Here is a 23,289-nt window from a genome sequence, read left to right as displayed (position 1 = left end):
CTCCTCCCATGATCCGGTTCCGTTTCGGGCTGACCCCCTTGGCCGAGGTACGGCCGTGGGGGCGGCCCGGGCACCCCGTACTGCACTGGTTCGGGCTGACCGACGGCTGGTACGCGATCGACCTCGGCGAGCATGAGCTGCTGCGCTACTCGGAGCGCACGGTGCGGTCGCTGCGGGGCGGAGGGGACGGCGGGGGCGTCGGCCCGGCGCATCCGTATGTGGACTACTACGTGGTGCGGCTGTGGGAGGACCTGCTCGCGCTGCTGCCGGCGGCGCTGGAGCCGGTGCCCGAGGAACTGGCCGACTTCGTGGCCAGTGACTCCTCCGACTGGTACTGGGACGAGACTCTGGAGACCCTTGAGGCCGAGGCCGAGGCCGAGGTCGAGACCGAGGCCGAGACCGCGGCGGGGTGGCACGGCGATCGCACCCTGAACACGGGGTATCTGCGCGTCGCGCCGTACATCCACTGCTGGCGGACGGTCGCGGGGGAGGACGTCATGAACGTCAGCTGGGCGCATCCATCCGATCCCGAGGGCGAGATCGAGTTCGCCGGCCCGGCCACGGGCCTGGTGACCGTGCCGACCAGCGCCTTCGTCGCCGCCGTGACCGAGCTCGACCGTGCGCTGCTGGAGGCGATGGAGCGGCGGATCGGCGAGTTGGAGGCGGCGGGGCCGCCGGGGATCGAGCTCGACCTGGAGCAGCTGCGCCGCGAGCACCGGGACCGGGCGGGGTGGCTGGAGCGGGCGCGGCGGTATGCGTACGCCACCGACTGGGCCGCCGTACGGACGGGCGCGGCGGCGCTCCTCAGATCACCAGACGAGGACTGCGGGTGAGGCCGAGGATGCCGAGGAGACGGTCCATCATGTCCTCGAACAGCGGCACCGGGTCGTCCAGGGCGTAGGACATGTGGCTGTAGACGGCCAGGCAGAGCATGCCGTAGATCTGGCGCCAGCAGGTGATCATCAGGAGCGCGACACCGATGGGGACTTCGATGCCCATGGCCTCGCGGTACGTCCGCAACTGCCGCGCCAGGACCGGGTCGATCTCGTCGTCGGACGGGTGGGCGAGTTGCTGCTCGCGCCACAGCCGGGTGAAGAGCTGCCCGTACATCCCGCCCAGCTCACGCAATATGGCGTGCGGGATGTCGTCGGCGGACGCGGCGGCCGCCTGGGGATAGGCGGCGCCCATGAGCAGGTTGAACTCCGCCGGATTGCCCACTGACCAGTCGAATACGGCCCGGGTGGCGGCGTGCAGCCGGGCGCTGATGTCGTCGGGGTCCTGCCGTTCCACCGCCGCCGCGACCACCTGCATGAACTCCGCCATCACATCGTCGTAGACCGCGCGGATGAGTCCGTTCCTGCCCTCGAAGTAGCGGTAGAGGGCCGGCGAGGTCACGCCGACGCTGCGGGCCACGGCGGCCACGGTGAGACCTTCGACGCCCTCCGCGGCGGTGATCCGGCGTGCGGCGGCCTTGGCGTCGCGCTCGAGCTCCGCGCGTAGCCGCTCCCGCCGGGTCAGCCCTGCCATGCGCTCGCCTCCGCCCCCGTCTCCGCCCCCGTCTCGGTCTGTGCCGGACACCGTCGCCTCCTTGTTGTGGTCAAGTGCGCCTCAATGATCCTTCATCGGCTGTCGGGCGTACGGGCAACCGACTTGCCGTGAAGGTGCATCGCATGGTTAATACTATTCTCGCTTCTAAGGGCAGTCACGCTTGGGGGAAGGCGGAGAGCTGAGTGAGTAAGGCGTATGTGGCCGCGGTGGCGGCGGCGACCGTTCTCGCGGTGGGAGGCGTGACCGCGTGCGGCGCGTCCGACGACTCGGGGAAGGACGGCGGGCGCTCCGGCGTCTCGGACGGCGGCGGGCGCAAGTCCGGGGCGGGCGCGGCGGATTCGGGGGATTCGGTCGATTCGGCGGAATCCGAGCTCGCCGAGGCGATGAGGAACCTCTCCCGTGTGGTCTCGGCCACCGGGCCGGTGATCTGCTGGAACCAGAACGCCGAGGGCGGCTGGCGGGCGGCGGCCTTCGACGCCGGGCTCGGCAAGCGGGTCGCCACGTTCTCCGAAAAGCCGCTGCTGCCACGCCTGGCCGAGATCGCCCGGAGCGTGGGCGGGGTGGATGCGCGGGTGGGCAACCTGTGCGGGGAGGGGCAGTACGGCGACCACCCGGGGGAGGCGGGGGTCAGCCCGGTGTCCCCGGACGGTCGGCGGGTCGCGGTCGAGGTGGACACGGACGACCGTGACTCGGAGTGGCACGTAGGGTGGCTGGACCTGGTCACGGGCAAGTTCACGGACATCACCAAGGCCTCGGAGAAGAAGGGCTACAGCCCGGAGAAGCACTCCGACCAAACCCCTGGATTCGCTCCGGACGGATCGCTGTGGTTCCTGCGGGACTCCCAGGAGTACGTTTCGGCGGACAAGAGCGGCCGCCTGTCCCAGCACCCGATCAGCGAGGCCTGCGCCGGCGAGCGGCGCCGGGACACCGTCTTCTACCGACCGGTGAAGTCGGCCGCCGTCACATGTCCGCGCGTCATCCATCCGAGTGGGAAGTTCGCCGCCTCCCCCACCACGGTCGCTGTCGGCCTTTACACGGTGGACGGCTTCGACCTCAGCGTTCTGGGGCCCCGGATCGACCGGCTCTCCGACGATCCCGACGTAGGAGCCCTCACCAACCAGGTGGTTGTGCGCGACGACGGTGATCTGCGGGGCTGCGTACCCATGTCCTGGATCAGCGCCGCCGACCTCCTCTGCCAGGGGTCGTCCAACGACTTCTTCATCATCCGGGTGGATGTGAGCAAGGCGCGGGACGACCTTGACGCGATGCACACGGTGGAGGTCGGGGTGAGGCGGGAGGTCGCTCCCGCGACGGAGAACAAGATTTTCTCGGTGGCCGTGGCCAAGGACCGTCGCTCTATCTATATCGCGTCGAGCCAGAGCGGTGAGGATGCCGACGTGAAGCTGTACCGGGCCAGTTTGACGACGCCCGGAGAACCGGAGGAGCTGGGGCCGCTCCCGCAGGGGGTGGGGGACGACTTCGTGCTCCGCGGAAACTTCCAGACCGGCGATTTCCAGTAACGGGCGCGCGAGCAGAGCACATCGGGGGCATCGAATGTCGAAATGGTGGCCGCGCAGGCGGTCGTTGCGTATCTTGCTGTCGGCCGGAATCGCGCTGGCCGTCTCCGCCGGCCTGCTCACCGCGTGGCAGATGGCGGCCAACCGGCCGGGAAAACTGGCCGTCAAGGTCACGGGCCTTCCCGCCAAGGCGCGTTTCACCCTCCATATCAGCGGGGCGAACGGTTTCAGTGAAGAGCTGACGACCGACAAGACGTTCTCCGTCAAGCCCGGTGATTACCGCATCACGGCGAAGGCCAGCCATGCGAAGGGCAATGTCTACTACACGGCGGACGAGACCACGACCTGGACGGTGGGCAGCGGCGAAACCGAGCGGGCGGTGATCGATTACGCCGTGGCCCTCTCCGAGAAGACGACGGTCCTGAACACCGCGGACTCCGCCGACTCCGGACTCCTCAAGCGCCCCGGCAAGTCGGAGATGGTCTTCGCCGCGGACTCGGCGACGGCGCGCAAGCTGAAGAAGGGCGACTTCGTCGTCGCCGCGGAGAGCGAGCGGACACCGCGGGGGCTGGTGCGCGAGGTGCGCGGGGTGACCCGGGAGAAGGATCGGATCGTCGTCCGGACCAAGGACGCCACGCTTCAGCAGGCGATGCCCAAGGCCGTGCTGCGGGTCGAGGACGCATCGGGTTCGTCGCCCGGTACGAAGACCGAGATACAGCCCGCGTCGTATCAAATGCCGCAGGCGCTCGCATCGTCCAGTCCCGACCCCGAGGGTTTTCAGCCCGAGGTTTCCATCGGCGTGGACACCTGGAGGGGGAAGGGCCCGCTGACGAAGATGAAATGCAGCGGCTCGCTGGCGCTCGTCAAGTATGAGCACGGTCCGCTGAAATTCGGTATGTCGGGTTCCGACTTCGGATGGAACCGGCAGGACGGGGCCTGGGCCCGTATGAACGTCCAGGTGCAACAGAGACACAAACTGACCCTGGGCTCGCCGGTGGGCGCGTCATGTGGCTTCGACTGGGAATTCGCGAAGTTTCGGGTGCCCCACGTCACCGCGAAGCTCCTCAAGGTCGGGTACTTCAACCTGGACCCCGAGGTCGCCATCTATCTCAACGGGAAGATCAAGGGCGACGCGGGGGCAAAGATCGAAATCGAGAGCCCCCTGGACTATCGGGGGAGCACGCGGCTGAACCTCCTCCGGAAACCGTCGGCCGGCGCCACCGGCTGGCCTCCGAAGGCCACGGTGAAAATGCCTTCGGCAGCCGGACTGGGGGCGAGGGCAAAGCTCGGCGTCCGGATCAGCCTGAAGGTGAGCCCCATGATCGAAATCCTGGTGGCCGGGGTCGACCTGGAAACGGCACTGGTCTTCGATGGCAGGATCGATGTCATCCATGACTCGGCCAAGGTCAAGTTCCTTCCGGAAGCGACGGTCAGTATGAACCTCGGTCCGGGCAACCTCGGCCTCGATCCCAACCTTCCCCCTCCCCGCAGCATCGATGTCTCGTTCCCGCTCGCCAAACCCACCACCATCTGGGAATCCGCCCCGGGCGAAGTCAAGGCCAAGGTGAAGAAGGCCGACCTCGACAAGGCCGTGGCCTGTCCCTCCCGGCCGTGGATGAAGAAGGAGCTCGAGGCCATCGCCGACTACGGTACGGAGGCCTACCTGGGCGAGTCGACGTGCTGGCCTGGATGGGCGGCCGTCACCTGGTCCGACGAACCGGCCTCGGACTCCGTGACGATCAGCGTCTTCAAGCGCAACGCCCGCCACTTCTACCCCGCCGTTCATCTGCTGCCCGTCATGGACGACCCGTACGACCCCGACTGGCTCCGTGACTGCGAAACCCTCCGCGGGATGAAGCCCCCGGCCGCGCTGATCTCCTCCGTCGGCTGCGCCGCGCAACCGGCCGCGAACCAGGACGAGCTGGATGCTCCCGCAGCCCTGCGGCTGATGAAGGACGCCAACTACACCCCCGACGTCACGGCCGACGTGCTCGGCTCCCTCCCCGGCCCGCTGCGCGCCGTCAGGGCGATGTGCACCGGCAGCTATGACGGAAACTGCGCGGCCGTGTTCTTCTTCCACGGAAACCGGTTCGTGGGCCAGGCGAGCGGACCAGGGGCGATGGCGGTCGAAGCGCAGGACGGCAAGGCGGTGACGCTCGCCCGCCCCATCTTCAAGGACAGCGATCCGAACTGCTGCCCATCGGGCGGCACCGCCCGCTACCAGGTCCGCTGGAGCGACGGAGCCCTCGCCGCCACCCCGTCCCTGCCGGGCTTCGAGCGGCACAACGAGCCGGTCCGTTGACCACCGTCAGGTAGCCACCGCCATGGGCGATCATGGGCGAGGGTGGTCCGCCGGACCCCCTCGTCCATGGCAGCAGATGGAAGAAGGCAGACCATGACCGATGCCACCGGCTTCGAGAGCATTCCCCCGACCACCCTCGCCGATATCCTGGGCCGCGGCCAGGTCATGGACATCGGCATCCGCCCGCTCTGGTCCCCGACGCCGCGCGTCGCCGGCCCCGCCTTCACCGTGCGGTGCCCTCCCGGCGACAACCTCATGCTCCACGCGGCCATCCACCGTGCCGAGCCCGGCTCGGTCATCGTCGTCGAGTCGGGAGACGTGGACTACGCCCTCGCCGGAGGAAACGTCTGCGCCGTCGCGCAGCGCCGCGGTATCGCGGCGTTCGTGCTCGACGGAGTGATACGCGACATCGGCGAGGTGCGCGAGATGGGCTTCCCCGTCTTCGCCAGGGGAGCCATCCCCATCCCCGGCGCCAAGGCCGTCGCCCAGCCGCTCAATGTCCGGGTGCGGTGCGGCGGCGTCGACGTGAACGCCGGTGACATCGTGGTGGCCGACGAGGAGGGCATCGTGGTCACTCCCCACGCCCGCCAGGAGGAGGTGCTGCTCGCCGCGCAGGCGAAGTTGGCCAAGGAGGCCGGGGAATCCCTCGACGCGTGGGAGGCGGCGCACCGCGCCCGCATCGACAAGATCCTGAGCGACAAGGGCTTCGGGGGCTGAGAAACCCGCTGGGCGCCGGGCGGGACAGCCCGCTGAGCCCGTCCGCCGTGTCACTGCATGTTCTGAACATGGGGGTGCTCCCAGGACTCCGCACAGACGTACAGCTGCAGGCTGTAGCCACGGCCGATGTTCAGATGGGTGGCACCGCCGGCGTCGGGGAACGACGGGTCGGCGACCTCGGAATCCTCTACCGGCCGCCAACTCGCGCTTCCACCGTCCCACTCGCGGCCATCGACGGTGAGCAAGGGCAGGAGGCCGGAGCCGCACTCGGCACAGGCCATGGGGAACGGATCGGAGAAGCTCCATGGGGTGTGGCCACCGACCTTCCACCCTGGGGCGACGCCGAGGTCGTACTGGTAGACCGTCCCGTGGAGCTTCTCCCAGGTACGGATCCTGCCCCTCAGGTCCTCCGGCAGCTCATGCGGAGCCGGGTACTCGGTCACCGTCTCGGGGTGCAGCAGGCACGGTTCGGGCAGGTAGTCGTCGTTGCCGATCACCGACGGCTGCGGGGCGGTGCCGATCGGGTCGGCGACATCGGCTCCGGTCCGCCAGCGCAGCACGGTCCGGGGCAGGTAGTCCTCGTCGTGGTCGAACGGGCACCACAGCAGCTGTAGCAGATCGGCGCCGTCCGGGCGAGGCAGCGTGGGGATGTCCGCGGCGTAGAGCTGGGCCACCGGCACCATCGGGACCGGGCCGTCCTGGGCTATCCGCGCCTCATCCCCGGCACGCTCGACGACGGCGTCCTCCTCCTCTGTCAACAGTTCCGCCCCGGCGGCGCGGGGCCGGCTCCACGCCTCGGCGAGGATGCGTCGCCGCAGCCGGACATCGCCGGGCGCGTAGCCGAGGTGCCAGGGACCGGCGTGGTCCGGACACGTGGGCCACGGCTCCTGGGACGGCCACAGCAGCGGACCGCCGATCGAGCTGTCCGCCGTGGTCGGATCGCCGGCGCGAGGGTGCAGCCGCACCGTGGTGCGGGCCAGCGGCATGAGCTCCGGGAAGTCCACGGTGACGTCGACCGGGCGGGGCGGAGTGGTGCGGACCATGTCCGCAGGGTATGCCGTGCCCGGGCCGGGCGGCTGGGCTGTCAGGGCGTCACGCGGGCGGGCACGAGGTTGCCCGGCGAGTCGAGCCACACCCGCTCGCCGTCACCATCCACGGTCAGTCCGAAGCGGTCGAACCCAGGGTGGCCCTGTTCCTCCCACCACCGATAGGCCGCTTCCGCTTCTTCCCACAGCCGACGCGGGCCCGACTGCCACACACGCGCGGTTGCCCCGTCGCGGAACTGCACACACGCCCATGAGCGATCGGTGAGCCCGTAGAACCACACCGGCCGTGCTCGGTCGTCCTTGTCGGCAACGATGCTTCCGCAATCACGGACACACACCCCCAGCGCGAAGCGGTGCGGGCTGAACCGGCCGCCCACGAACTCTTCTTCCGTGATCGTGGTGGAAGACTCGTCACCATCGGCCACGCTGCCCGTGACGTAGTCGGAGTGCGGCACGGGCGGGCGGCGCTGCGCCCGCAATTTCATGAACTCCACGGGGCCCGTGAAAGCCCCGGACGCGCTCTGTCCGTCGTCGGCGACGACCAGCCGTACGACGGCGTCCCCGTTGCTGTAGTGCGTCCCCCAGGGGGCGACGATGACCCCTCGAGGTCTGCTCTGCCGCACCCACGCGAACGGGATCGACCGGAGCCCACAGGTCGCGATGATCCGGTCGTACGGCGCGGCCTCGGGGTAGCCCTTGAAGCCGTCCCCGTGGACGACTCGGACCGGCGTCCCGAAACGCTCAAGAGCCGTCCGCGCGGCTGACGCCACGGCTGGGTCGACCTCCACCGTGACGACGTTCTCCACGCCGAGCCGGTGAGCCAACAGGGCGGCATTCCAGCCCGTGCCCGTGCCGATTTCCAAGGCTCGGTTCCCAGGCTGTGCGTCCAGGTCCCGGAGCATGGAGAACACGACACTCGGCATTGACGCGGAGCTGGTGGAGACCTCTCCTGGTTCTGTTCCCGAGTGCTCCCCGTCGTCCCACTGCGTGACGATGGGTGCGTCGGAGTCGGCATAGCCCTGCCATGCCCCCGGATCGCCTGCCTGGCTGACGGCAATGCTCCGGCTCGTGCTCATGTCGAACGGCCACATCAAGTCGGGCAGGAACGCGGAGCGGGGTACGGCGTGGAACGCGGGTGCCCAGTCCGAGGACAGGAAGCCGGCGGACATGAGGGCACGCCCCAGCTCCATACGGCTGGGGCGCTCCTTGCGTGGGTCTGTCGTCACAGGGCAGCGGCCTTGGGCGGGTTGGGGACACCGGGACCGCCATCAGGGGACGGCGGCTGGTGCGGACCAGGGTAGGGCTGTCCCGGCAGCTTGCCGCCGTTCCCGCCGTCGCTGTTGCGCAGGATGATCTTCATTGTGTGCTCTCCTTTGCTTTGCCGACGCAGGGCGGTTCCCCACGTCGAAGCGCCGCTTACTGCTCGCGCTCGACCCGCAGCTCGCTCCATACGCGCTTCCCCCAGGGCAGCCGGTCCGTGCCCCACCGGTCGGAGACGGCCTCGACGATGGCGAGGCCCCGCCCGTTCTCGTCGTCGTCCTTCGCCGTGCGGGGCGTGGGGGCGACGTGGGATTTGTCGGTGACGGCTACGCGGATCCAGCCTGGGCCCGGCCGCGAGATGGTGACGCGCAGGCAGCGACTGCCGCTGTGCGCGACGGCGTTGGTGACCAGCTCCGACACGATCAGCGCCGCCGGGGCGGCGAGATCCCGCAGCCCCCACGCGGAGCACGCCGCCTCCGCCAGGCGACGGGCGCGTATGACCGACGTTGCCTCGCACGGCATGCTCTGGCTGTAGGAGGGGCGGCCGGTCGCGGCGGGGCGCACGTGCCGGTCGGCCGTAGCGCCAGTGGCGACGGTGTCGCTGGAGGGCTTCGGAGGCATCGTCGGTCCTTCCTGGGGAGCGGAGCGTGGTGGCGGAAGGGCGCCACGGCGTCCGCGCTTGTCCAGATAACCGACAGGCGCTGCGGTGGGGGTATGCCGGACTCGGCAAGGCATCTGGGGTCCGCCCCTGTCGTTTTGACGCTTCCGTCCCCCTGGTGAGGCGAGGCGTTGCGTTAACGTTCTGTCATGACGCGAACACGGAACGAGGCGCTTGCTGCGTGGATGGCCGAGCACGAGGTGACCGCCAACGGGCTGGCCTCGCAGGTCAATTCGGCCATCGCCGAGTTCACGGGCTCGTATGGGACGTGCACCGAGCGGGGGGTCTTCCGGTGGCTTTCGGGCGAGATCACCTGGCCGCATGCGCGGCAGCGTGTTGCCTTGGCGCGGGTCACCGGTCGAACATCGACGCAGTTAGGGTTCCGCCCCCGAGGGCGCCAACCCGACCCACCCTCGACTCCCGAAGAGGATCCCATGTACCGACGTGCGTTCCTCACGGCGGCGACGGCCGCCGGCGCGTCCGTCGCCTCCCCAGCGGTAGGAACACCTCGCCGCGTTGGGATGTCCGACGTCGCGCGTCTGAATGCTGAGCTGACCGACCTCATCGCGGCTGACGACCGGCGCGGCGGCACCCTGACGCATGAACGCCGTGCCGTTGACCTGGCGAAGCGGACCCTGAAGGTTCAGCAGCAGGGCACCGCCAGCCAGCGCGTACGCGGCCACCTCTATTCCATGGCCGCCTCGTTCACCGCGACCGCGCTGTGGGCCGCCATCGATGGGCGGCGACTGGACAGCGCGCAGCACCACTTGAACCACGCCGTCACCCTGGCGGGCCTGTCGGGCCACTCCACCGTCCAGTTCCAAATCTGGAGCCACGGGAGCATGCTGTATCGGCAGCTCGGGCGCCCCGCGGAATCCGCGGCTGCCAGAGAGGCCGCGCGCTCCACCAGCATCGTGCGCCGCGATCCGCTCTTCGCTTCCCTCGCACACGCCCGCATCGCCATTGCGCATGCCGACGCGGGCGAGGCCACGGCTGCCCTGCGCAGCCTCGGCCATGCCCAAGACGCACTGGACCGCGCTGACTCGGCGGTCCCCCGGCCACGGTGGGTCGGCTTCTACGACCAGGCCGAACTGGAAGACCTCGCCGTGGTGGCCAATAGCAAGCTCGGCCGGTGGGCCGAGGCCGAGGCACACGCCCATCGGAGTATGGCCCTGCTCCGCCCCCATCTGATCCGCAATCGCGCCATGGTGAGCGCGTACCTGGCCCATGCGCAGCTCGCCCAAGGCGCCCTGGAGTCCGCTGTCGCCTCCGCCCAGGCAGTTCCCGTCGACCTCGCTCACAGCAGCGGGCGCATCGGGCGCCTCCTCGACAGCTTCGGTGACCGCCTGGAGGGCGTCGCGCCGGGAACCACAGAGGCCCGCGCCTGGGCCGAGTACACCCGCAGCCACAGCAGGACGGCAACATGACCGGACTGGCCTCGATCGACTTCCGCCGGGTCACCGATGTCGAGGACGTACGTCAGCTCCTCCTGGACATCCATGTCGAGGTGCGCGGCGAGTTCGGCCTCATGGACCAGCCGTTCCAGTTCGTGGAGCGATTCGACGAGCGTCTGAGCAGTTATGCCTCGCGGCCCGGCTGGGAAGCCGTCCTTGGCTACGCCGAAGGGGAGCCGGTCGGCTTTGCCTTCGCTGTCCCCTTGGCCGCCAACACCCGTTGGTGGGCGTCGATGAAGAACCCGCTTCCGGAGGCCTACACTGAAGAGAACGGCGTGCGCACGCTGGCTCTGAACGAGATCCTGGTGCGCAAGCCGTGGCGCGGCAGAGGTGTCGCCCGCCGCATCCACGACGAGTTGATCTCCGGTCGGTCCGAGGAGCGCGTCACGCTCCTGGTCAATCCGAAGCACGGAGACGGAAAGCTCAAGGCCGTGTACGAAGCGTGGGGGTACGCGCGGATCGGAACGCAGCAGCCGTTCTCGGATTCCCCGGTGTACGCGGTCATGATGCGTCCGCTGCGCATCGCCGCGCCGTAGGCTACCTACTCCTCCTCGTAGAAGCGGTCGACCCAGCTCTCCAGCTGAGCGCGGAACTCGACCACTGCGGCGTCCAGGAGGTCGCCGGGGTCGTCCGGCGGGGTGAGGCCGAAGGTCTCATGCAACCAGGCGACGTACTCCCCGTGGCGCGGGCTGGGCTCGTCGTCCGCGTCCGGCTTCATGAACTGGGCTCCGTCCCAGGAAGGCCACTGCCGCCAGTCACAGCCGAGTTGCCGGAACAGGTCCCGGAGGTCTTTGGCGACGATGCCGATTCCGCCCTCGTCTCCGAAGACCACCACGGGCAAGGTGGCCAGGTCCTCGCGATCGTCCATGCGCCAGAGCGTATAGAGCGAACCGGAACTGTTGGCGTAGGCGAAGCAGAGGAAGCTGTCGATGAACTCCTGCTCGTCCGAGTAGCCCCCGGCGGCGTCGAACTTGTCGAACTCGAGGAGCTCGAACCCGGCGGCGTAGTAATGGTTTCCGACGCGCTCGTCGAACTCCTTGAGGCTGTTGAGTTCCGGGACGGGGGAATAAGCGTCACTCACGGCTGCTCCGAGGCGGGATGAAAGATCGTTCGCAGTCGGAGGAACGGTACCGCCCACCGTCCCGGTGTACGGCTGCTTCGGCGCTTCAGTGCGCCTCGGCAGCCGCGGCAGCCTCATCCAGGATCTCCGCCAGCTCGCCGGGCTGCTCGAACATCGGCCAGTGCCAGCCGGGCAGGTCCCGGTGGGTCCAGCCGTCGTCCGCCATGTGCCGGAAGGCGGGGACGGTGGCGGCCATCGCGCGGACCTGTTCGATCCCGAAGCTGCACAGTATGTGCAGCCGCGGCAGCTTCTCCCAGGCGCCGGTCAGCCGGACCGGGGTGGTGACGGTGGCCCAGGGCTGTGGCGTCGACAGTCGCGTCAGGCGCTCGTACGTGCCGTCGGGGAGCGCGGGCGGCTCGGGCGCCTTGGCGGCCAGCTCCTCCCATGGCGGCGGTGGCAGCTGCCAGCCGTGGCCCGCCGTGCGTACCAGTTCGGCGTTGCGCGCCTGGTCCTCCGGTGGGGAGAACTGCGCTTGGGACATCCCGTCCGGCAGCGGCCCGCTGTCGATGAACACCAGCTGAGCGATCCGTTCCGGCATCCGGTCCGCCACGCTCGGGATCACCACCGAACCGGCGTAGCTGTGCCCGACCAGCACCACATCGTGCAGGTCCTCGTAGCGGATCAGGTTGAGCACATCGGTGATGTGCGTCTCCAGGTCGGTGTCGGGCCGGGCCAGGTGCGCGCGCTCGGCCATGCCGGTCAGGCTGAGCGGGTGGACGTCGTGCCCGCGGCGGCGCAGCTCGGCTGTCACCGGGCGCCAGGCCCAGGCCCCGAGCCAGAGCCCGGGGAGCAGTACGTAGGTTGCCATGGCCCACACGCTAGGAGGGATACCGGACAGGATCCGCCCGGTATAAGAGGGAGACTTCCGGGCATGACCCGACCGACCGCCCGAGTGCTCGCCCTGCTGGAGATCCTTCAGACCGGCGGCACCCGCACCGTCGCCGACCTGGCCGACCGGCTCGGCGTGGACGAGCGCACCGTCCGGCGCTACGTCGACCACCTGATCGACCTGGACGTCCCGGTCCGGTCGGTGCGCGGCCGGTACGGCGGCTACCGGCTCGCCCCCGGCTACCGGATGCCGCCGCTGATGCTCACCGACGAGGAGGCGCTGGCCGTGCTGCTCGGCCTGGTCGCCGGCCGTCGGGCCGGGCTGGTGACCACGTCCGTCGCGGCGACGGAGAGCGCCGCCGCCAAGGTGCGCCGGGTGCTGCCCGAGGCGCTTGGCCGCCGCCTGGACGCGCTGCTGGCCACCGCCGACTTCACCGCCCCGGCCCGCCCCGTGACCACCCCGGAGACGGGCGTGCTGCTGAAGCTCGCGGAGGCCGCGCGGCACCGTCGGCCGGTCGCCCTCACGTACACCGCCTGGAGCGGGCGGCGCAGCGAGCGCACCGTGCACCCGTACGGGATCGTCGCCCACTCCGGGCGCTGGTATGTGACGGGGGCGGACTCGGCCAGCGGCGAGGTGCGTACGTTCCGGCTGGACCGGATCGAGGCGGCGACGGAGCTGCCGGGGTCGTATGAGGTGCCCGTGGGGTTCGACGCGACCGCCCGGGTGCTGTCCGGGCTCGCCGAGGTGCCCTATCTGCACGAGGTGTCGCTGCGGGTCCGGGGCACCGCCGAGCAGGTCCGCTCCCGGCTCCCGGCCGGGATCGCCACCGTACGGGAACTCCCGGCCGACGCCGCCCCCTCGGCCGGCTCGGCCCCCTCGGCCGACTCGGCGCAGGACGGTGGCCCGTGGGTACGGATCCTGCTGCGCGCCGAGCGGCTGGAGTGGGTCGCCTCCGTGCTCGCCTGGCTGGACCTCCCGTTCGTGATCGAGCACCCGGACGCGCTACGTGACCACGTACGCGCCCTGGCCCGCCGGCTCGCCGACTGTGCCGATGTGGTCGGCTGACCGCGGCCGCGGTGGGGCCGACGGCATGCCGCCGACCCCACCGCGCCCTACCGGGTCACTGCCGGTCGAGGTCCGGCTTGGTGATCCTGAACCGGGCCACGTTCTCCTCGGTGGCCACGTGGTGGAAGCCCGCCTTCTCCAGCACACGGAGGGACGACGGGTTCGGCAGCTCCACGGTGGCGGAGACGGTGTGGACATCCGGCGCGGTGAGGGCGAACTCCGCCAGGGCCCGGGTGGCCTCGGTGGCGTAGCCCCGGCCGCGGCGGGAGGCCACGATGCCGTATCCGATTTCGAGGATTCCTTCGCTGGGCGGCCAGAACAGGCCGAGCGAGCCCACCGTCAAGCCGCTGTCACGCTCGATGATCAGGCGGTGGCCATATGCGCCGAGCCAGTCCGGGTGCTGCTCGAAGAGGTTCGCGATCACCCGGTCGCCGTCGGCGGGGAAGTCGTCCGCCCAGTGCACCGACCTGGTGTTGTCGATGACCGCGGCGGCCTCGATGATGCTCCACCGCTGAAGGACGAGGCGGTCGGTGGTCAGATCATCGTGAGAAGTCGAGAGAGTGGAAGACACGTGTCACTCCTGGTTGTTGGAACGACCCGGGCCGCGCTCCGCTACGGCGCGGGCCGGACGAGGACATGCCGATGAGGGCCGACGGCGGCCATATTCATCAACCTCCTCGTGACGTGATCACGCGTCTCTCGCGTCGGAGTGATCGTAGCAACCGCGTCTGAGCTGCGCGCCTTCCCGGGGCCGTGACGGCCATGGCTGTGGCGGCCACGGCCGCGACGGCCACGGACGTGCTGTCAGCCCGTCAGCTCCGCTTCCCCGCTCAGGCGCACCGGAAGGGCCTGGTGGCCGTTGGAGATGAGGGTGGGCATGGGGCGGAGATCCTGTGCGGGGACCGCGAGTCGGAGCTCCGGGAAGCGGTCGAAGAGCGCCGGGAGGGCGATACGGGCTTCGAGGCGGGCCAGCGGGGCGCCCAGGCAGTAGTGGACGCCGTGGCCGAAGGCCAGGTGCTCCTTGACGGCGCGGGTGATGTCAAAGCGGTCGGAGTCCTCGCCGTGGACCTCGGGGTGGCGGTTGACGGCGGTGAGGGAGAGGATGATCGCGTCGCCCTGCTTGATGGTGACGCCCTCGAGCTCGATGTCCTCGACGGCGTAGCGCAACGGCACATTGACCACCGGCGGCTGGGCGCGCAGGGTCTCCTCGATCACATCGTCCCAGGAGGCCCGGCCCGAGCGGACCAGGGCGAGCTGGTCGGGGTGGGTCAGCATGGCGTGCACGGCGTTGTCGAGCAGTTGGACGGTGGTCTCGAACCCCCCGGCGATCAACACGCCCACGGTGTCGGCGAGTTCCTGCTCGTTGAGGTGCGAGCCGTCCTCGTCGCGGACGGCGATCAGGTCGCTGGTGATGTCGTCGCCCGGCGAGTGCCGCTTGAGCGCGACCAGTTCGTGCAGCAGCGCCTCGTGGCCCTGGTAGGCGGCGATGGCCTCCTCGGGCGGCGCGTTCGTACGGAACATGGTGCTGACGAATTCCAGCTCGCGCTCGCGCATCTCGCCCTCGGGGACACCGAGCAGTTCGCAGATGACCTCCATGGGGATCGGGTGGCAGTACGCCGCCTTGAGGTCGACCGCGGTGTCGGGCCCGCCGGCTGCGAGGTCGTCGAGGAAACGGGACACCAGGTGCTCGATACGGGGGCGCAGGGCGGCGGTGCGGCGGCCGGTGAAGGCCTTGGCGACGAGCCTGCGCAGCCGGGTGTGGTCGGCGCCGTACGCGGTGAACATGTTCTCCACCGCGACCCAGGCGATCAGGGGCCAGGTCGCGGGGATCTCACCGTTGATGAACTTGGGCCAGTGCTGCCGGGGATCCTTGGAGACGCGCGGGTCGGTGACCAGCTGCTTGAGGAGGGTGGGGTCGGTTATCGCCCACGCCACCACGTGATCAGGGAGTTCCACCAGGGCCGCTGGGCCCCGTTCCCGGAGCCGGGCTCCCTCCCCGTGGACGTCGCGCCCTTGGGGGTCGAGGACAAGGGGGCTGTGGTCGAGGGATCCGGGCTGCTGTTCCATGCGGTGTCTCCGGTGGTCTGGTCGGTCGCGGCGGCGCCCGTCGCATCGTACTTGGCGGCCACCGGCGGGAAACGCACAGGCAGGGCGACCAAAGCGCGGTGAAATGGGCCTGGCCGCCACTGCAGTTGGGCCGGGTCGACGGTCAACTCGATGTCCGGGACACGGTCGAGAAGCTTCTCGACGGCCGTGGAGGCGATGATCCGCGCCGGGTCCTTCGCGGGGCAGGCGTGCGGGCCGGCGCCGAACGCCAGATGGGCGCGGTTGCCGCGGCGGTCGGAGATCAGCTGCGGATCGTTGTTGGCGGCGGCCATGCTGATGAGGACGGGGGTGCCCTTGCCCACCCGGTGTCCGGCGATGGTGACGTCGCGGACCGGGAAGTGGGTGGCGTAGTTGGCGAGCGGCGGATCGGTCCACAGCGCCTCGTCGAGCGCTTCGTCGACCGGCATGGTGCCGCCCGACAGATCGCCCGCGAACCGGTCGTCGGACAGCAGCAGCCGCAGCGCGTTGCAGATCAGGTTCTTCACGGGCTCGACACCGCCGCCCGTGAGGAGGATCAGCTGACTGATCATCTCCTCGTCGTTGAGCCGGGCGGGATGGGCCAGCAGCCAGGAGGTGATGTCCGCCCCGGGCTCGCGCCGCTTCAAAGAGATCAGCGCGAGCAGGGTCTCGACCAGGACGGCGTTGGCCTCCACCGCGTCCTCGCTGGCGTCCAGCAGCGAGGCCATGCCCTTGACCAGCGTCTCGCTCAGCTCGGGCGGGCAGCCGAAGAGCTGGTTGAAGACCAGCAGCGGCAGCCGGGCGCAGTACTCGCTGAGCAGTTCGGCCTCGCCCTCGGGGCCGAAGAGGTCGATGAGCAGGTCGGCGCTCTCCTCGACGTAGGTGCGCAGGGCGTGCGGGTTCAGCCGGTTGAGGGTGTCGGAGACCGCGCCGCGGTACCGGTCGTGCTCCTCACCGTCGGTGTACATGGGGTTGGGCCGGTACATCATCATCGGCACGACGGGGCTGTCCATGGGGATCGTGCCATTGTTGAGCGCTTCCCAGCGGCGCGGGTCCCTGGGGAAGGTCTCGGTGTTGCGCATGATCTCCAGGGCGGTGGAGTAGCTGGTGACCAGCGAGGCGTGGACGCCGGGGGAGATCTCCACGGGTGCGACGGGCCCGTACGCGCGCAGCCGTGCGTAGACGGCGGACGGGTTTTCGGCGAACTCGGCGCCGTACAGCGACTCGGGCAGCCCCGGTGCCCGGCCCTGCCCGGTGTGGGCGGGGCAGCCGGGGGGCGGGGTCGGACCGGAGTCAGGGGTGGAGGTCGGCACACGTACTCCTGGATGGTGCTGGGATGAACGGGGCATGACAGCGTCATGGCGGGGGTGGGCGCGGCTCGATCCCGTACGGCAACGACGCCGTACGGCCCGGCCGGGCGGGGTAAGGCTAGCTGTGGATCACCGGTGCCTCCACCCCTGAGGGAGACTCAAACCGCCTGGTACGCCTGCGGGGCGGGCCGTCGGCGGTGCCGTCGACGCCGTGGGTGGGGCGCCCGTGGCCGGGGGCGGCGGTCACACCGCCTGGTACACCACCGGGTCCGTGCCCGGCACCGGCTCCGCCCGGCCCTGCTTCACCAGGCGGCGCAGATGCGCCTCGGCCTCCGAGACCGCGATGTTGCGCGATCCGTACGGGATCTCGGCCCAGGGGCGGTTCCACTCCATGGACTCGGCCAGCTGCCAGGGCGTCAGCGGCGCTCCGAGCAGCAGGGCGCGCAGCCCGGCCAGGCGCTCCTCGTGGTGGCGCAGCAGCGCTTGGACCCGGCCCGGGGCGTCGGTGAAGGCGTACTGATGGGCGGGGAGCACTTCGGCCGGGTCGAGGGCGGCGATGCGTGTCAGGGAGTCCAGGTAGTCGCCGAGGGGGTCGGTGACGGTGGTGTCGTCGGGGTCCTCGTACAGGCCGATATGCGGGCTGATCTCAGGGAGCAGATGGTCGCCGGAGAACAGTCGGCCATGGCCGGGCAGGCCCTCGCCGGCCGCCGGATGGGCCTCTTCGAGGTGCAGACAGACATGGCCGGGGGTGTGGCCCGGGGTCCAGATGGCGCGCAGCCGGCGGCCGGCCAGGTCGAGCAGTTCCCCGGGGGTGATATGGCGGTCGGGCTGGGCGGCGCGCCTGCCCGGGAGGGCGCCTCCGCCGCCGGATGCGCGGGCGGCGCGCAGCGGGGCGAGGTGTTCCTCGGGGGCTCCGGCGGCGGCGAGCTTTACGGCGAGGTAGTCGAGCCAGCGGGTGGGCTCGGCCTCGCGGGTGCGGCGTACGACCTCGGCGTCGGCGGCGTGCATGGCGATCCACGCGCCGGAAGCCTCGCGCACCTGGGCGGACAGCCCGTGGTGGTCGGGGTGGTGGTGGGTGATGAGCACGCCGTGGACGTCGGACACCGAGGTGCCACAGGCGGCGAGGCCGGCGGTGAGGGTGTCCCAGGCCGTCGGGTCGTCCCAGCCGGTGTCGACGAGGACCGGGCCGCGGTCGGTGTCCAGGAGGTGGACGAGGGTGTGGCCGAGGGGGTTGTCCGGGATGGGGACCGGGATGCTCCACACCCCGCCACCGTGGTCCGTTACTTCTGCTGTCGCTCCTGCTGGTCCCGCTGCCTCTGCCCCCGTCATGGACGCCCCCTCTCCGGGCCGCTGCTGCGAGCAACGCAAGCATCGCAAGCATTGCCCACTATAACTAGAACTGGTATCAGTTCTGATGCAGCGTCAGATCGGCGTCAGATCCAGACGAGCGGCGGGAGGCTCGGCGATGAGCGACCTCATCGAGCACGGACAGCTCTTCATCGGCGGCGCGTTGGCCGATCCGGCCGGCACGGATGTGATCGAGGTCGTCTCGCCGCACACCGAGGCGGTCATCGGGCGGGTGCCGCACGCCTCGCGCGAGGACGTGGACCGGGCGGTCGCGGCGGCGCGCACCGCCTTCGAGCAGGGGCCCTGGGCCCGGGCGTCGCTGGAGGAGCGGATCGCGGTCGTCACCCGTATCAAGGACGCCGTCGCCGTCCGCCACGAGGAGATCGCCAAGGCCATCAGCGCGCAGAACGGCTCTCCGTACTCCTGGAGCGTGCTGGGCCAGGCGCTCGGCGCGCTGATGGTGTGGGACTCCGCGATCACGGTGGCGCGCGACTTCGTTTTCGAGGAGCGGCGGGCCGGGGTCCTGGGGCCGCTGCTGGTGCGGCGCGAGCCGGTCGGGGTGGTCGCGGCGGTGGTGCCGTGGAACGTCCCGCAGTTCACGGCGGCGGCGAAGCTGGCGCCCGCGCTGCTGGCCGGGTGTTCGGTGATCCTCAAGCCGTCGCCCGAGACCCCGCTGGACTCCTACATCCTGGCGGAGATCGTCGCCGGGGCCGGGCTGCCGGAGGGGGTGCTGTCGATCCTCCCGGCGGACCGTGAGGTCAGCGAGTACCTGGTCGGGCACCCTGGTGTGGACAAGGTGTCCTTCACCGGCTCGGTCGCGGGCGGTAAGCGGGTCATGGAGGTCGCCTCGCGCAATCTGACCCGCGTGACGCTGGAGCTGGGCGGGAAGTCCGCCGCGGTGATCCTGCCGGACGCCGACCTGGACGCGGCGGTCGCCGGGATCGTGCCCAACGCGTGGATGAACAACGGGCAGGCGTGCGTCGCCCAGACCCGTATCCTCGCCCCGCGCAGCCACTACGACGAGATCGCCGACCGCTTCGCGGCCGCCGCCTCGGCCCTGGTCGTCGGCGACCCGCTGGACCCCGCGACCCAGGTCGGCCCGCTGGTGGCGCGGCGCCAGCAGCAGCGGTCGCTCGACTACATCGCCACCGGGCAGCGGGAGGGCGCCAAGGTGCTGACGGGCGGCGGGCGTCCGGCGGCCCAGGAGAAGGGCTGGTACGTCGAGCCGACGCTGTTCGGCGACGTCGACAACGGCATGCGCATCGCCCGCGAGGAGATCTTCGGGCCGGTGATCTGCCTGCTGCCGTACGGGGACGAGGAGGAGGCGGTGCGCATCGCCGACGACTCCGACTACGGCCTGTCCGGCAGTGTGTGGACCGCGGACGTGGCACACGGCATCGAGATCGCGCGCCGGATCCGCACCGGTACGTACTCCGTCAACACCTTCAGCCTCGACATGCTCGGGCCGTTCGGCGGCTACAAGAACTCCGGCCTGGGGCGGGAGTTCGGGCCTGAGGGCTTCTCCTCGTTCCTGGAGCACAAGATGATCCATCTGCCCCAGGGCTGGGACGGGGAGCAGGGCTGATGGGCGACCGCTGGCATGTCGAGGTGGACCGCGACGTCTGCATCGGCTCGGGGCTGTGTGTGAGCGCCGCGCCCGGCGGGTTCCGGCTCGACGGGGCCCGGCAGTCGCATCCGGTCGCGGCGGAGACGGACGCGTCGGAGGCGGTGCTGGCGGCGGCCGAGGGATGCCCGGTCGAGGCGATCGCCATCCGGCTCATCGGCGGCGAGCAGGTATTCCCCCCGGACGAGTAGTAATGTCGAACTGTAGTTCATAGTTTCGAACTTCAGTTCATCGAACTTACTCATGCGTATTGCACGGTCTCTTCATGACGGATGTGACTGTTCCCCTCGGTGGTGGCGTGGAAATGTCTAGCCCATCACGCCGAGGGGGACGCGATGGACAAGAGGTATGAGGTCTTCTGTCTTGCCGACAGATATTTCTATGAGACCCCGGACCGACTGTCCGCCGATGCCGGGGATTCCGAATCCCGCTACGAGGCCGCCCAGCGCGCCGCCCCCGAGGGGTGGGAGACCTTCGTCTCCGGGGACTGGCTGCACGTCAACCCCGTACTGGAGGATGGGACCCCTCGGCCGGGCCGGCCGAACCAGGGCTGGAAGGTGCATGTCTCGGCCTGTCTGGACAATGCGGAGAAGACCGCGGCCAAGGTCTGGGACTACTGCGTTCCGCGGGAAATACCTTTTAAATTCGTGCCCACCGCGCATGCGCTGCACCTGCGCAATTCCAAATACGCGGGGCGCGGCTCCAGCGGGAAGTTCGCCACCATCTACCCGGCCGACGAGGCAGAACTCCACGCCATTCTCCGTGAATTGGGTGAGCTGCTGGCGGGCGAGCCCGGCCCCTACATTCTGACCGATCTGCGCTGGCAGGAAGGCCCGCTGTATGTGCGATACGGCGGCTTCGCGCAGCGCTTCTGCGTCGACGACGCGGCTGATGCCGATGGCTCCGGCGCCGGCGGCACGCTGGTGCCCGCCATCGAGGACCCGTCCGGCAGACTCGTCCCGGACCGCCGCGACCCCGCCTTCCACGTCCCCGAGTGGGTGACGCTGCCCGACTTCCTCGCGCCGCAGCTGGCCGCCCGTAACGCCACCACGGTCGCCGACCTCCCGTACCGCATCGAGAAGGCCCTGCACTTCTCCAACGGCGGCGGGGTCTATGTGGGGACGGACACCCGCACCGGCGCGAAGGTGGTCCTCAAGGAGGCCCGCCCGTACGCCGGGCTCGCCTCCGACGGGGCGGATGCCGTCACCCGCCTGGAGCGGGAGAAGGCCGCGCTGGAGCGGCTGTCGGGGCTGGGCGTGGCGCCCGAGGTACGCGACTGGTTCACCCTCGGCGACCACCGCTTCCTGGTGATGGACCACATCGCGGGCCGCACCCTCAACTCCTTCTTCGCGCAGCGCCATCCGCTGCTGTCCGCCGAGCCGGATCCGGCCGCGGTCGCCGAGTACACCCGCTGGGCGCTGCGGATCCACAGCGCGGTCGAGGAGGCCGTCGCCGCGGTCCACGGGCGCGGGGTGGTCTTCAACGACCTGCACATGTTCAACATCATGGTCAGCCCCGACGAGTTGTCCGTGATGCTGCTGGACTTCGAGGCGGCCGCACACATCGGCGAGGGGCGGCGGCAGGCCATCGCCCACCCCGGCTTCGTCGCCCCGCTCGACCGCCGCGGCTTCGAGGTGGACCGCTACGCCCTCGCGTGTCTACGGCTCGCCCTCTTCGTACCGATGACCACGCTGCTGGTGGTGAACCGCGGGAAGGCGGCCCATCTGGCGGAGGTGGCGGCCGGGCAGTTCCCGGTGGACCGGGCCTTCCTGGCCGAGGCGGTGGAGGTGATCGCGGGCGACGGGCACGGGGCGTACGGCGGGCATGGTGGCTCGGCGGGGGCGGCGGATGGTGGTGGTTCGGCGGGGACCGCGGGGGCGACGGGCCGCGGCGGCGGTTCGTACGTCCCCGTGGACCCCGCGGACTGGCCCCACAGCCGTGACTCGATGGCCCGCGCCATCCGCGCCTCGGCCACGCCCGAGCGCGACGACCGGCTCTTCCCGGGCGACATCGGCCAATTCGCCGATGGCGGCGGGCTCGGGGTGGCGCACGGCGCGGCGGGTGTGCTCCACGTGCTCGACCAGACCGGCGCCGGACGGTTCGAGGCGGGGGAGGAGTGGCTGCTCGAGCACACCGCCCCGCCCCCGCGCGGCACCCCGCTCGGCTTCTACGACGGGCTGGCGGGCGTGGCTTACGTCCTGGAACGGCTCGGCCACACCGAGCGCGCGCTGGAGCTCATCGAGCGGGTCCTCGACGAGAAGTGGCAGCGGCTTGCGCCGGATCTGTACGGCGGCCTCGCGGGGGTCGGCCTGACGCTGGAGCACCTCGCCCGGGCGACCGGCGAGACGGGGCTGCGCGAGCGGGCCGACGAAGCGGTGCGGCTGCTCGCCGACCGGCTGGACGGGGCAGCAGGGGCGGCAGGAGCAGCCGGGGCCGCCGGGGCGCGGCTGACCGGTAAGCGGGCCGGGCTGCTGCACGGCGCGACCGGCCCGGCGCTGCTCTTCCTGCGGCTGTACGAGCACTCCGGCGACCCGGCGCACCTCGACCTCGCCGCCACCGCGCTCCGCCAGGACCTGGACCGCTGCGTCCGGGACCGGCACGGCACCCTGCTCGTCGACGAGGGGTTCCGCACCATGCCGTACCTGGGCGCGGGAAGTGTCGGGATCGGGATGGTCCTCGACAGCTGGCTCGCGCACCGCGCCGACGACGACTTCGAGGCGGTACGCGGCGGTATCGCGGCCGCGGCGTCGCTGCGCTACTACGCCCAGCCGGGGCTGTTCAACGGCCGCGCCGGGATGGTCCTGCACCTCGCCCGCACCACCACCCCGGACCTCGCGCCCGAACGGATGGCCGCACAGATCGCGGCCCTGGGCTGGTACGCCGTGCCGTACCAGGGCCAACTGGCCTTCCCCGGCGAGCAGATGATGCGCCTTTCGATGGATCTGGCCACCGGAACCGCGGGCTGCCTGCTCGCGCTCGGCGCGGCCTGCGCGCCGCCGCACGCCGCACCGGTCGGCCTGCCCTTCCTGCCGCCGCTCCGGCGGCCCTAGGACCGGCCCTCGCAAGGGGGTCGCGGCAAGAAAACGCAAGGAACCGCAAGAAAACCCATCCCCAGGGATATTGAGAGAGAGGAACCACCATGACACTGCTCGACCTCCAGACGCTCGAGACCGAGGAGTCCGAGGACTTCGGCGGCGGTGGCGGCGGCGAGAGCAGCGTGAGCCTGCTGCTCTGTGACAAGCACAGCTCGCACAGCAACCTCCTGTGCCTGTGACCTGACCGGTCCGCACCATCGCGGTCCCGGCGGCATCACCCGCCGGGACCGCGCCCCGCGGGGATCGGCCCACCGCAACCCGCGGCCCCGCGCCGGGCTTCCGGACCGGCGCGGGGCGCTTCGCGCCGTTACGGCGCGGGTCCTGGGCCTGGTT

22 protein-coding genes are annotated in these 23,289 nt (G+C 70.5%); 11 read left to right on the top strand and 11 right to left on the bottom strand.

Annotated features, from left to right (window positions below; all coding sequences use genetic code 11):
- Positions 1-8: 8 nt before the first annotated feature.
- The gene (locus ACH4U7_RS07145; protein ID WP_398526966.1) at positions 9-833 is read left to right on the top strand and encodes a DUF5984 family protein; all 825 of its coding nucleotides are present in this window, start codon (positions 9-11) and stop codon (positions 831-833) included.
- Here ACH4U7_RS07145 and ACH4U7_RS07140 read toward each other — a convergent pair.
- Positions 805-1,578, bottom strand: coding sequence for a TetR/AcrR family transcriptional regulator (locus ACH4U7_RS07140; RefSeq protein WP_398526965.1), 774 nt, complete (start codon positions 1,576-1,578; stop codon positions 805-807). The two genes, ACH4U7_RS07145 and ACH4U7_RS07140, sit on opposite strands and share 29 nt — an antisense overlap.
- 152 nt (positions 1,579-1,730) lie before the next feature.
- Between ACH4U7_RS07140 and ACH4U7_RS07135 the strand changes: the two genes are divergently transcribed.
- From ACH4U7_RS07135 to ACH4U7_RS07125, 3 genes are all read left to right on the top strand, one after another.
- A complete protein-coding gene (locus tag ACH4U7_RS07135) occupies positions 1,731-3,068 on the top strand; it encodes a hypothetical protein (protein WP_398526964.1) in 1,338 nt (445 codons plus the stop codon).
- Between the two features lie 64 nt (positions 3,069-3,132).
- Positions 3,133-5,367, top strand: a complete 2,235-nt coding sequence (locus ACH4U7_RS07130; RefSeq protein WP_398526963.1) for an LppP/LprE family lipoprotein — start codon at positions 3,133-3,135, stop codon at positions 5,365-5,367.
- 93 nt (positions 5,368-5,460) lie between these two features.
- Entirely contained in the window at positions 5,461-6,084 is a 624-nt protein-coding gene (locus ACH4U7_RS07125; protein WP_398526962.1) for an RraA family protein, read from the top strand.
- Positions 6,085-6,134: 50 nt separating this feature from the next.
- Here ACH4U7_RS07125 and ACH4U7_RS07120 read toward each other — a convergent pair whose 3' ends face one another.
- Genes ACH4U7_RS07120 through ACH4U7_RS07105 form a run of 4 tightly spaced genes read right to left on the bottom strand, consistent with a single transcriptional unit; the run spans position 6,135 to position 9,011 of the window.
- Positions 6,135-7,127, bottom strand: coding sequence for a hypothetical protein (locus ACH4U7_RS07120; RefSeq protein WP_398526960.1), 993 nt, complete (start codon positions 7,125-7,127; stop codon positions 6,135-6,137).
- Positions 7,128-7,168: 41 nt separating this feature from the next.
- Positions 7,169-8,320 carry a methyltransferase domain-containing protein gene (locus tag ACH4U7_RS07115; RefSeq protein ID WP_398526959.1) on the bottom strand — a complete coding sequence of 384 codons (1,152 nt, stop codon included), beginning with the start codon at positions 8,318-8,320 and terminating at the stop codon, positions 7,169-7,171.
- A gap of 32 nt (positions 8,321-8,352) precedes the next feature.
- Complete coding sequence (locus ACH4U7_RS07110; protein WP_398526958.1) at positions 8,353-8,490, bottom strand: hypothetical protein; 138 nt, start codon at positions 8,488-8,490, stop codon at positions 8,353-8,355.
- A gap of 56 nt (positions 8,491-8,546) precedes the next feature.
- Positions 8,547-9,011, bottom strand: a complete 465-nt coding sequence (locus ACH4U7_RS07105; RefSeq protein ID WP_398526957.1) for an ATP-binding protein — start codon at positions 9,009-9,011, stop codon at positions 8,547-8,549.
- 222 nt (positions 9,012-9,233) lie between these two features.
- Here ACH4U7_RS07105 and ACH4U7_RS07100 point away from each other — a divergent pair, with 222 nt between their 5' ends.
- Together ACH4U7_RS07100 and ACH4U7_RS07095 are read left to right on the top strand one after the other, a co-directional pair.
- The gene (locus ACH4U7_RS07100) at positions 9,234-10,475 is read left to right on the top strand and encodes a Tat pathway signal protein (RefSeq protein WP_398526956.1); all 1,242 of its coding nucleotides are present in this window, start codon (positions 9,234-9,236) and stop codon (positions 10,473-10,475) included.
- The gene (locus ACH4U7_RS07095) at positions 10,472-11,038 is read left to right on the top strand and encodes an N-acetyltransferase (protein ID WP_398526955.1); all 567 of its coding nucleotides are present in this window, start codon (positions 10,472-10,474) and stop codon (positions 11,036-11,038) included. Before ACH4U7_RS07100 ends, ACH4U7_RS07095 begins: the two co-directional genes overlap by 4 nt.
- A 5-nt stretch (positions 11,039-11,043) precedes the next feature.
- On the opposite strand, the gene ACH4U7_RS07090 is transcribed toward ACH4U7_RS07095, so the two are convergent.
- Together ACH4U7_RS07090 and ACH4U7_RS07085 are read right to left on the bottom strand one after the other, a co-directional pair.
- The gene (locus tag ACH4U7_RS07090; RefSeq protein ID WP_398526954.1) at positions 11,044-11,583 is read right to left on the bottom strand and encodes a hypothetical protein; all 540 of its coding nucleotides are present in this window, start codon (positions 11,581-11,583) and stop codon (positions 11,044-11,046) included.
- Positions 11,584-11,668: 85 nt separating this feature from the next.
- Positions 11,669-12,430 carry an alpha/beta fold hydrolase gene (locus ACH4U7_RS07085; protein WP_398526953.1) on the bottom strand — a complete coding sequence of 254 codons (762 nt, stop codon included), beginning with the start codon at positions 12,428-12,430 and terminating at the stop codon, positions 11,669-11,671.
- Between the two features lie 63 nt (positions 12,431-12,493).
- On the opposite strand from ACH4U7_RS07085, the gene ACH4U7_RS07080 reads away from it, so the two are divergent.
- Positions 12,494-13,516: a helix-turn-helix transcriptional regulator gene (locus ACH4U7_RS07080; protein WP_398526952.1), complete on the top strand. Its 1,023-nt coding sequence runs from the start codon at positions 12,494-12,496 to the stop codon at positions 13,514-13,516.
- Between the two features lie 55 nt (positions 13,517-13,571).
- On the opposite strand, the gene ACH4U7_RS07075 is transcribed toward ACH4U7_RS07080, so the two are convergent.
- From ACH4U7_RS07075 to ACH4U7_RS07060, 4 genes are all read right to left on the bottom strand, one after another.
- Positions 13,572-14,087 (bottom strand): GNAT family N-acetyltransferase, encoded by a 516-nt coding sequence (locus ACH4U7_RS07075; protein ID WP_398526951.1) that lies wholly within the window; start codon positions 14,085-14,087, stop codon positions 13,572-13,574.
- A gap of 233 nt (positions 14,088-14,320) precedes the next feature.
- On the bottom strand, positions 14,321-15,454 hold the full coding sequence (locus tag ACH4U7_RS07070) for a cytochrome P450 (protein ID WP_398526950.1): 1,134 nt from the start codon (positions 15,452-15,454) through the stop codon (positions 14,321-14,323).
- Positions 15,436-16,893: a cytochrome P450 gene (locus ACH4U7_RS07065; RefSeq protein ID WP_398526949.1), complete on the bottom strand. Its 1,458-nt coding sequence runs from the start codon at positions 16,891-16,893 to the stop codon at positions 15,436-15,438. Before ACH4U7_RS07065 ends, ACH4U7_RS07070 begins: the two co-directional genes overlap by 19 nt.
- 240 nt (positions 16,894-17,133) lie before the next feature.
- On the bottom strand, positions 17,134-18,219 hold the full coding sequence (locus tag ACH4U7_RS07060; RefSeq protein WP_398526948.1) for an MBL fold metallo-hydrolase: 1,086 nt from the start codon (positions 18,217-18,219) through the stop codon (positions 17,134-17,136).
- A 136-nt stretch (positions 18,220-18,355) separates the two neighbouring features.
- Here ACH4U7_RS07060 and ACH4U7_RS07055 point away from each other — a divergent pair, with 136 nt between their 5' ends.
- From ACH4U7_RS07055 to ACH4U7_RS07040, 4 genes are all read left to right on the top strand, one after another.
- The gene (locus ACH4U7_RS07055; protein WP_398526947.1) at positions 18,356-19,822 is read left to right on the top strand and encodes an aldehyde dehydrogenase; all 1,467 of its coding nucleotides are present in this window, start codon (positions 18,356-18,358) and stop codon (positions 19,820-19,822) included.
- A complete protein-coding gene (locus ACH4U7_RS07050; RefSeq protein WP_014180164.1) occupies positions 19,822-20,052 on the top strand; it encodes a ferredoxin in 231 nt (76 codons plus the stop codon). Before ACH4U7_RS07055 ends, ACH4U7_RS07050 begins: the two co-directional genes overlap by 1 nt.
- Before the next feature lie 144 nt (positions 20,053-20,196).
- Positions 20,197-22,911 carry a class III lanthionine synthetase LanKC gene (gene lanKC / locus ACH4U7_RS07045; RefSeq protein WP_398526946.1) on the top strand — a complete coding sequence of 905 codons (2,715 nt, stop codon included), beginning with the start codon at positions 20,197-20,199 and terminating at the stop codon, positions 22,909-22,911.
- Positions 22,912-23,000: 89 nt separating this feature from the next.
- Positions 23,001-23,135, top strand: coding sequence for a SapB/AmfS family lanthipeptide (locus tag ACH4U7_RS07040; protein ID WP_014180165.1), 135 nt, complete (start codon positions 23,001-23,003; stop codon positions 23,133-23,135).
- The last annotated feature ends 154 nt before the right edge of the window (positions 23,136-23,289 follow it).

Origin of the sequence: Streptomyces sp. NPDC020845 (genome assembly GCF_044334165.1) — a bacterium.
Classification (GTDB): domain Bacteria; phylum Actinomycetota; class Actinomycetes; order Streptomycetales; family Streptomycetaceae; genus Streptomyces.
This window is presented reverse-complemented; position numbering and strand designations above follow the sequence as displayed.

Bases quoted from the DNA above. Each gene is read 5' to 3' on its own strand.
- ACH4U7_RS07145 (WP_398526966.1), top strand. From the start codon at position 9: ATGATCCGGTTCCGTTTCGGGCTGACCCCCTTGGCCGAGGTACGGCCG.
- ACH4U7_RS07125 (WP_398526962.1), top strand. From the start codon at position 5,461: ATGACCGATGCCACCGGCTTCGAGAGCATTCCCCCGACCACCCTCGCC.
- ACH4U7_RS07120 (WP_398526960.1), bottom strand. From the start codon at position 7,127: ATGGTCCGCACCACTCCGCCCCGCCCGGTCGACGTCACCGTGGACTTC.
- ACH4U7_RS07115 (WP_398526959.1), bottom strand. From the start codon at position 8,320: ATGGAGCTGGGGCGTGCCCTCATGTCCGCCGGCTTCCTGTCCTCGGAC.
- ACH4U7_RS07110 (WP_398526958.1), bottom strand. From the start codon at position 8,490: ATGAAGATCATCCTGCGCAACAGCGACGGCGGGAACGGCGGCAAGCTG.
- ACH4U7_RS07105 (WP_398526957.1), bottom strand. From the start codon at position 9,011: ATGCCTCCGAAGCCCTCCAGCGACACCGTCGCCACTGGCGCTACGGCC.
- ACH4U7_RS07100 (WP_398526956.1), top strand. From the start codon at position 9,234: ATGGCCGAGCACGAGGTGACCGCCAACGGGCTGGCCTCGCAGGTCAAT.
- ACH4U7_RS07095 (WP_398526955.1), top strand. From the start codon at position 10,472: ATGACCGGACTGGCCTCGATCGACTTCCGCCGGGTCACCGATGTCGAG.
- ACH4U7_RS07085 (WP_398526953.1), bottom strand. From the start codon at position 12,430: ATGGCAACCTACGTACTGCTCCCCGGGCTCTGGCTCGGGGCCTGGGCC.
- ACH4U7_RS07080 (WP_398526952.1), top strand. From the start codon at position 12,494: ATGACCCGACCGACCGCCCGAGTGCTCGCCCTGCTGGAGATCCTTCAG.
- ACH4U7_RS07060 (WP_398526948.1), bottom strand. From the start codon at position 18,219: ATGACGGGGGCAGAGGCAGCGGGACCAGCAGGAGCGACAGCAGAAGTA.
- ACH4U7_RS07055 (WP_398526947.1), top strand. From the start codon at position 18,356: ATGAGCGACCTCATCGAGCACGGACAGCTCTTCATCGGCGGCGCGTTG.
- ACH4U7_RS07050 (WP_014180164.1), top strand. From the start codon at position 19,822: ATGGGCGACCGCTGGCATGTCGAGGTGGACCGCGACGTCTGCATCGGC.
- lanKC (WP_398526946.1), top strand. From the start codon at position 20,197: ATGGACAAGAGGTATGAGGTCTTCTGTCTTGCCGACAGATATTTCTAT.
- ACH4U7_RS07040 (WP_014180165.1), top strand. From the start codon at position 23,001: ATGACACTGCTCGACCTCCAGACGCTCGAGACCGAGGAGTCCGAGGAC.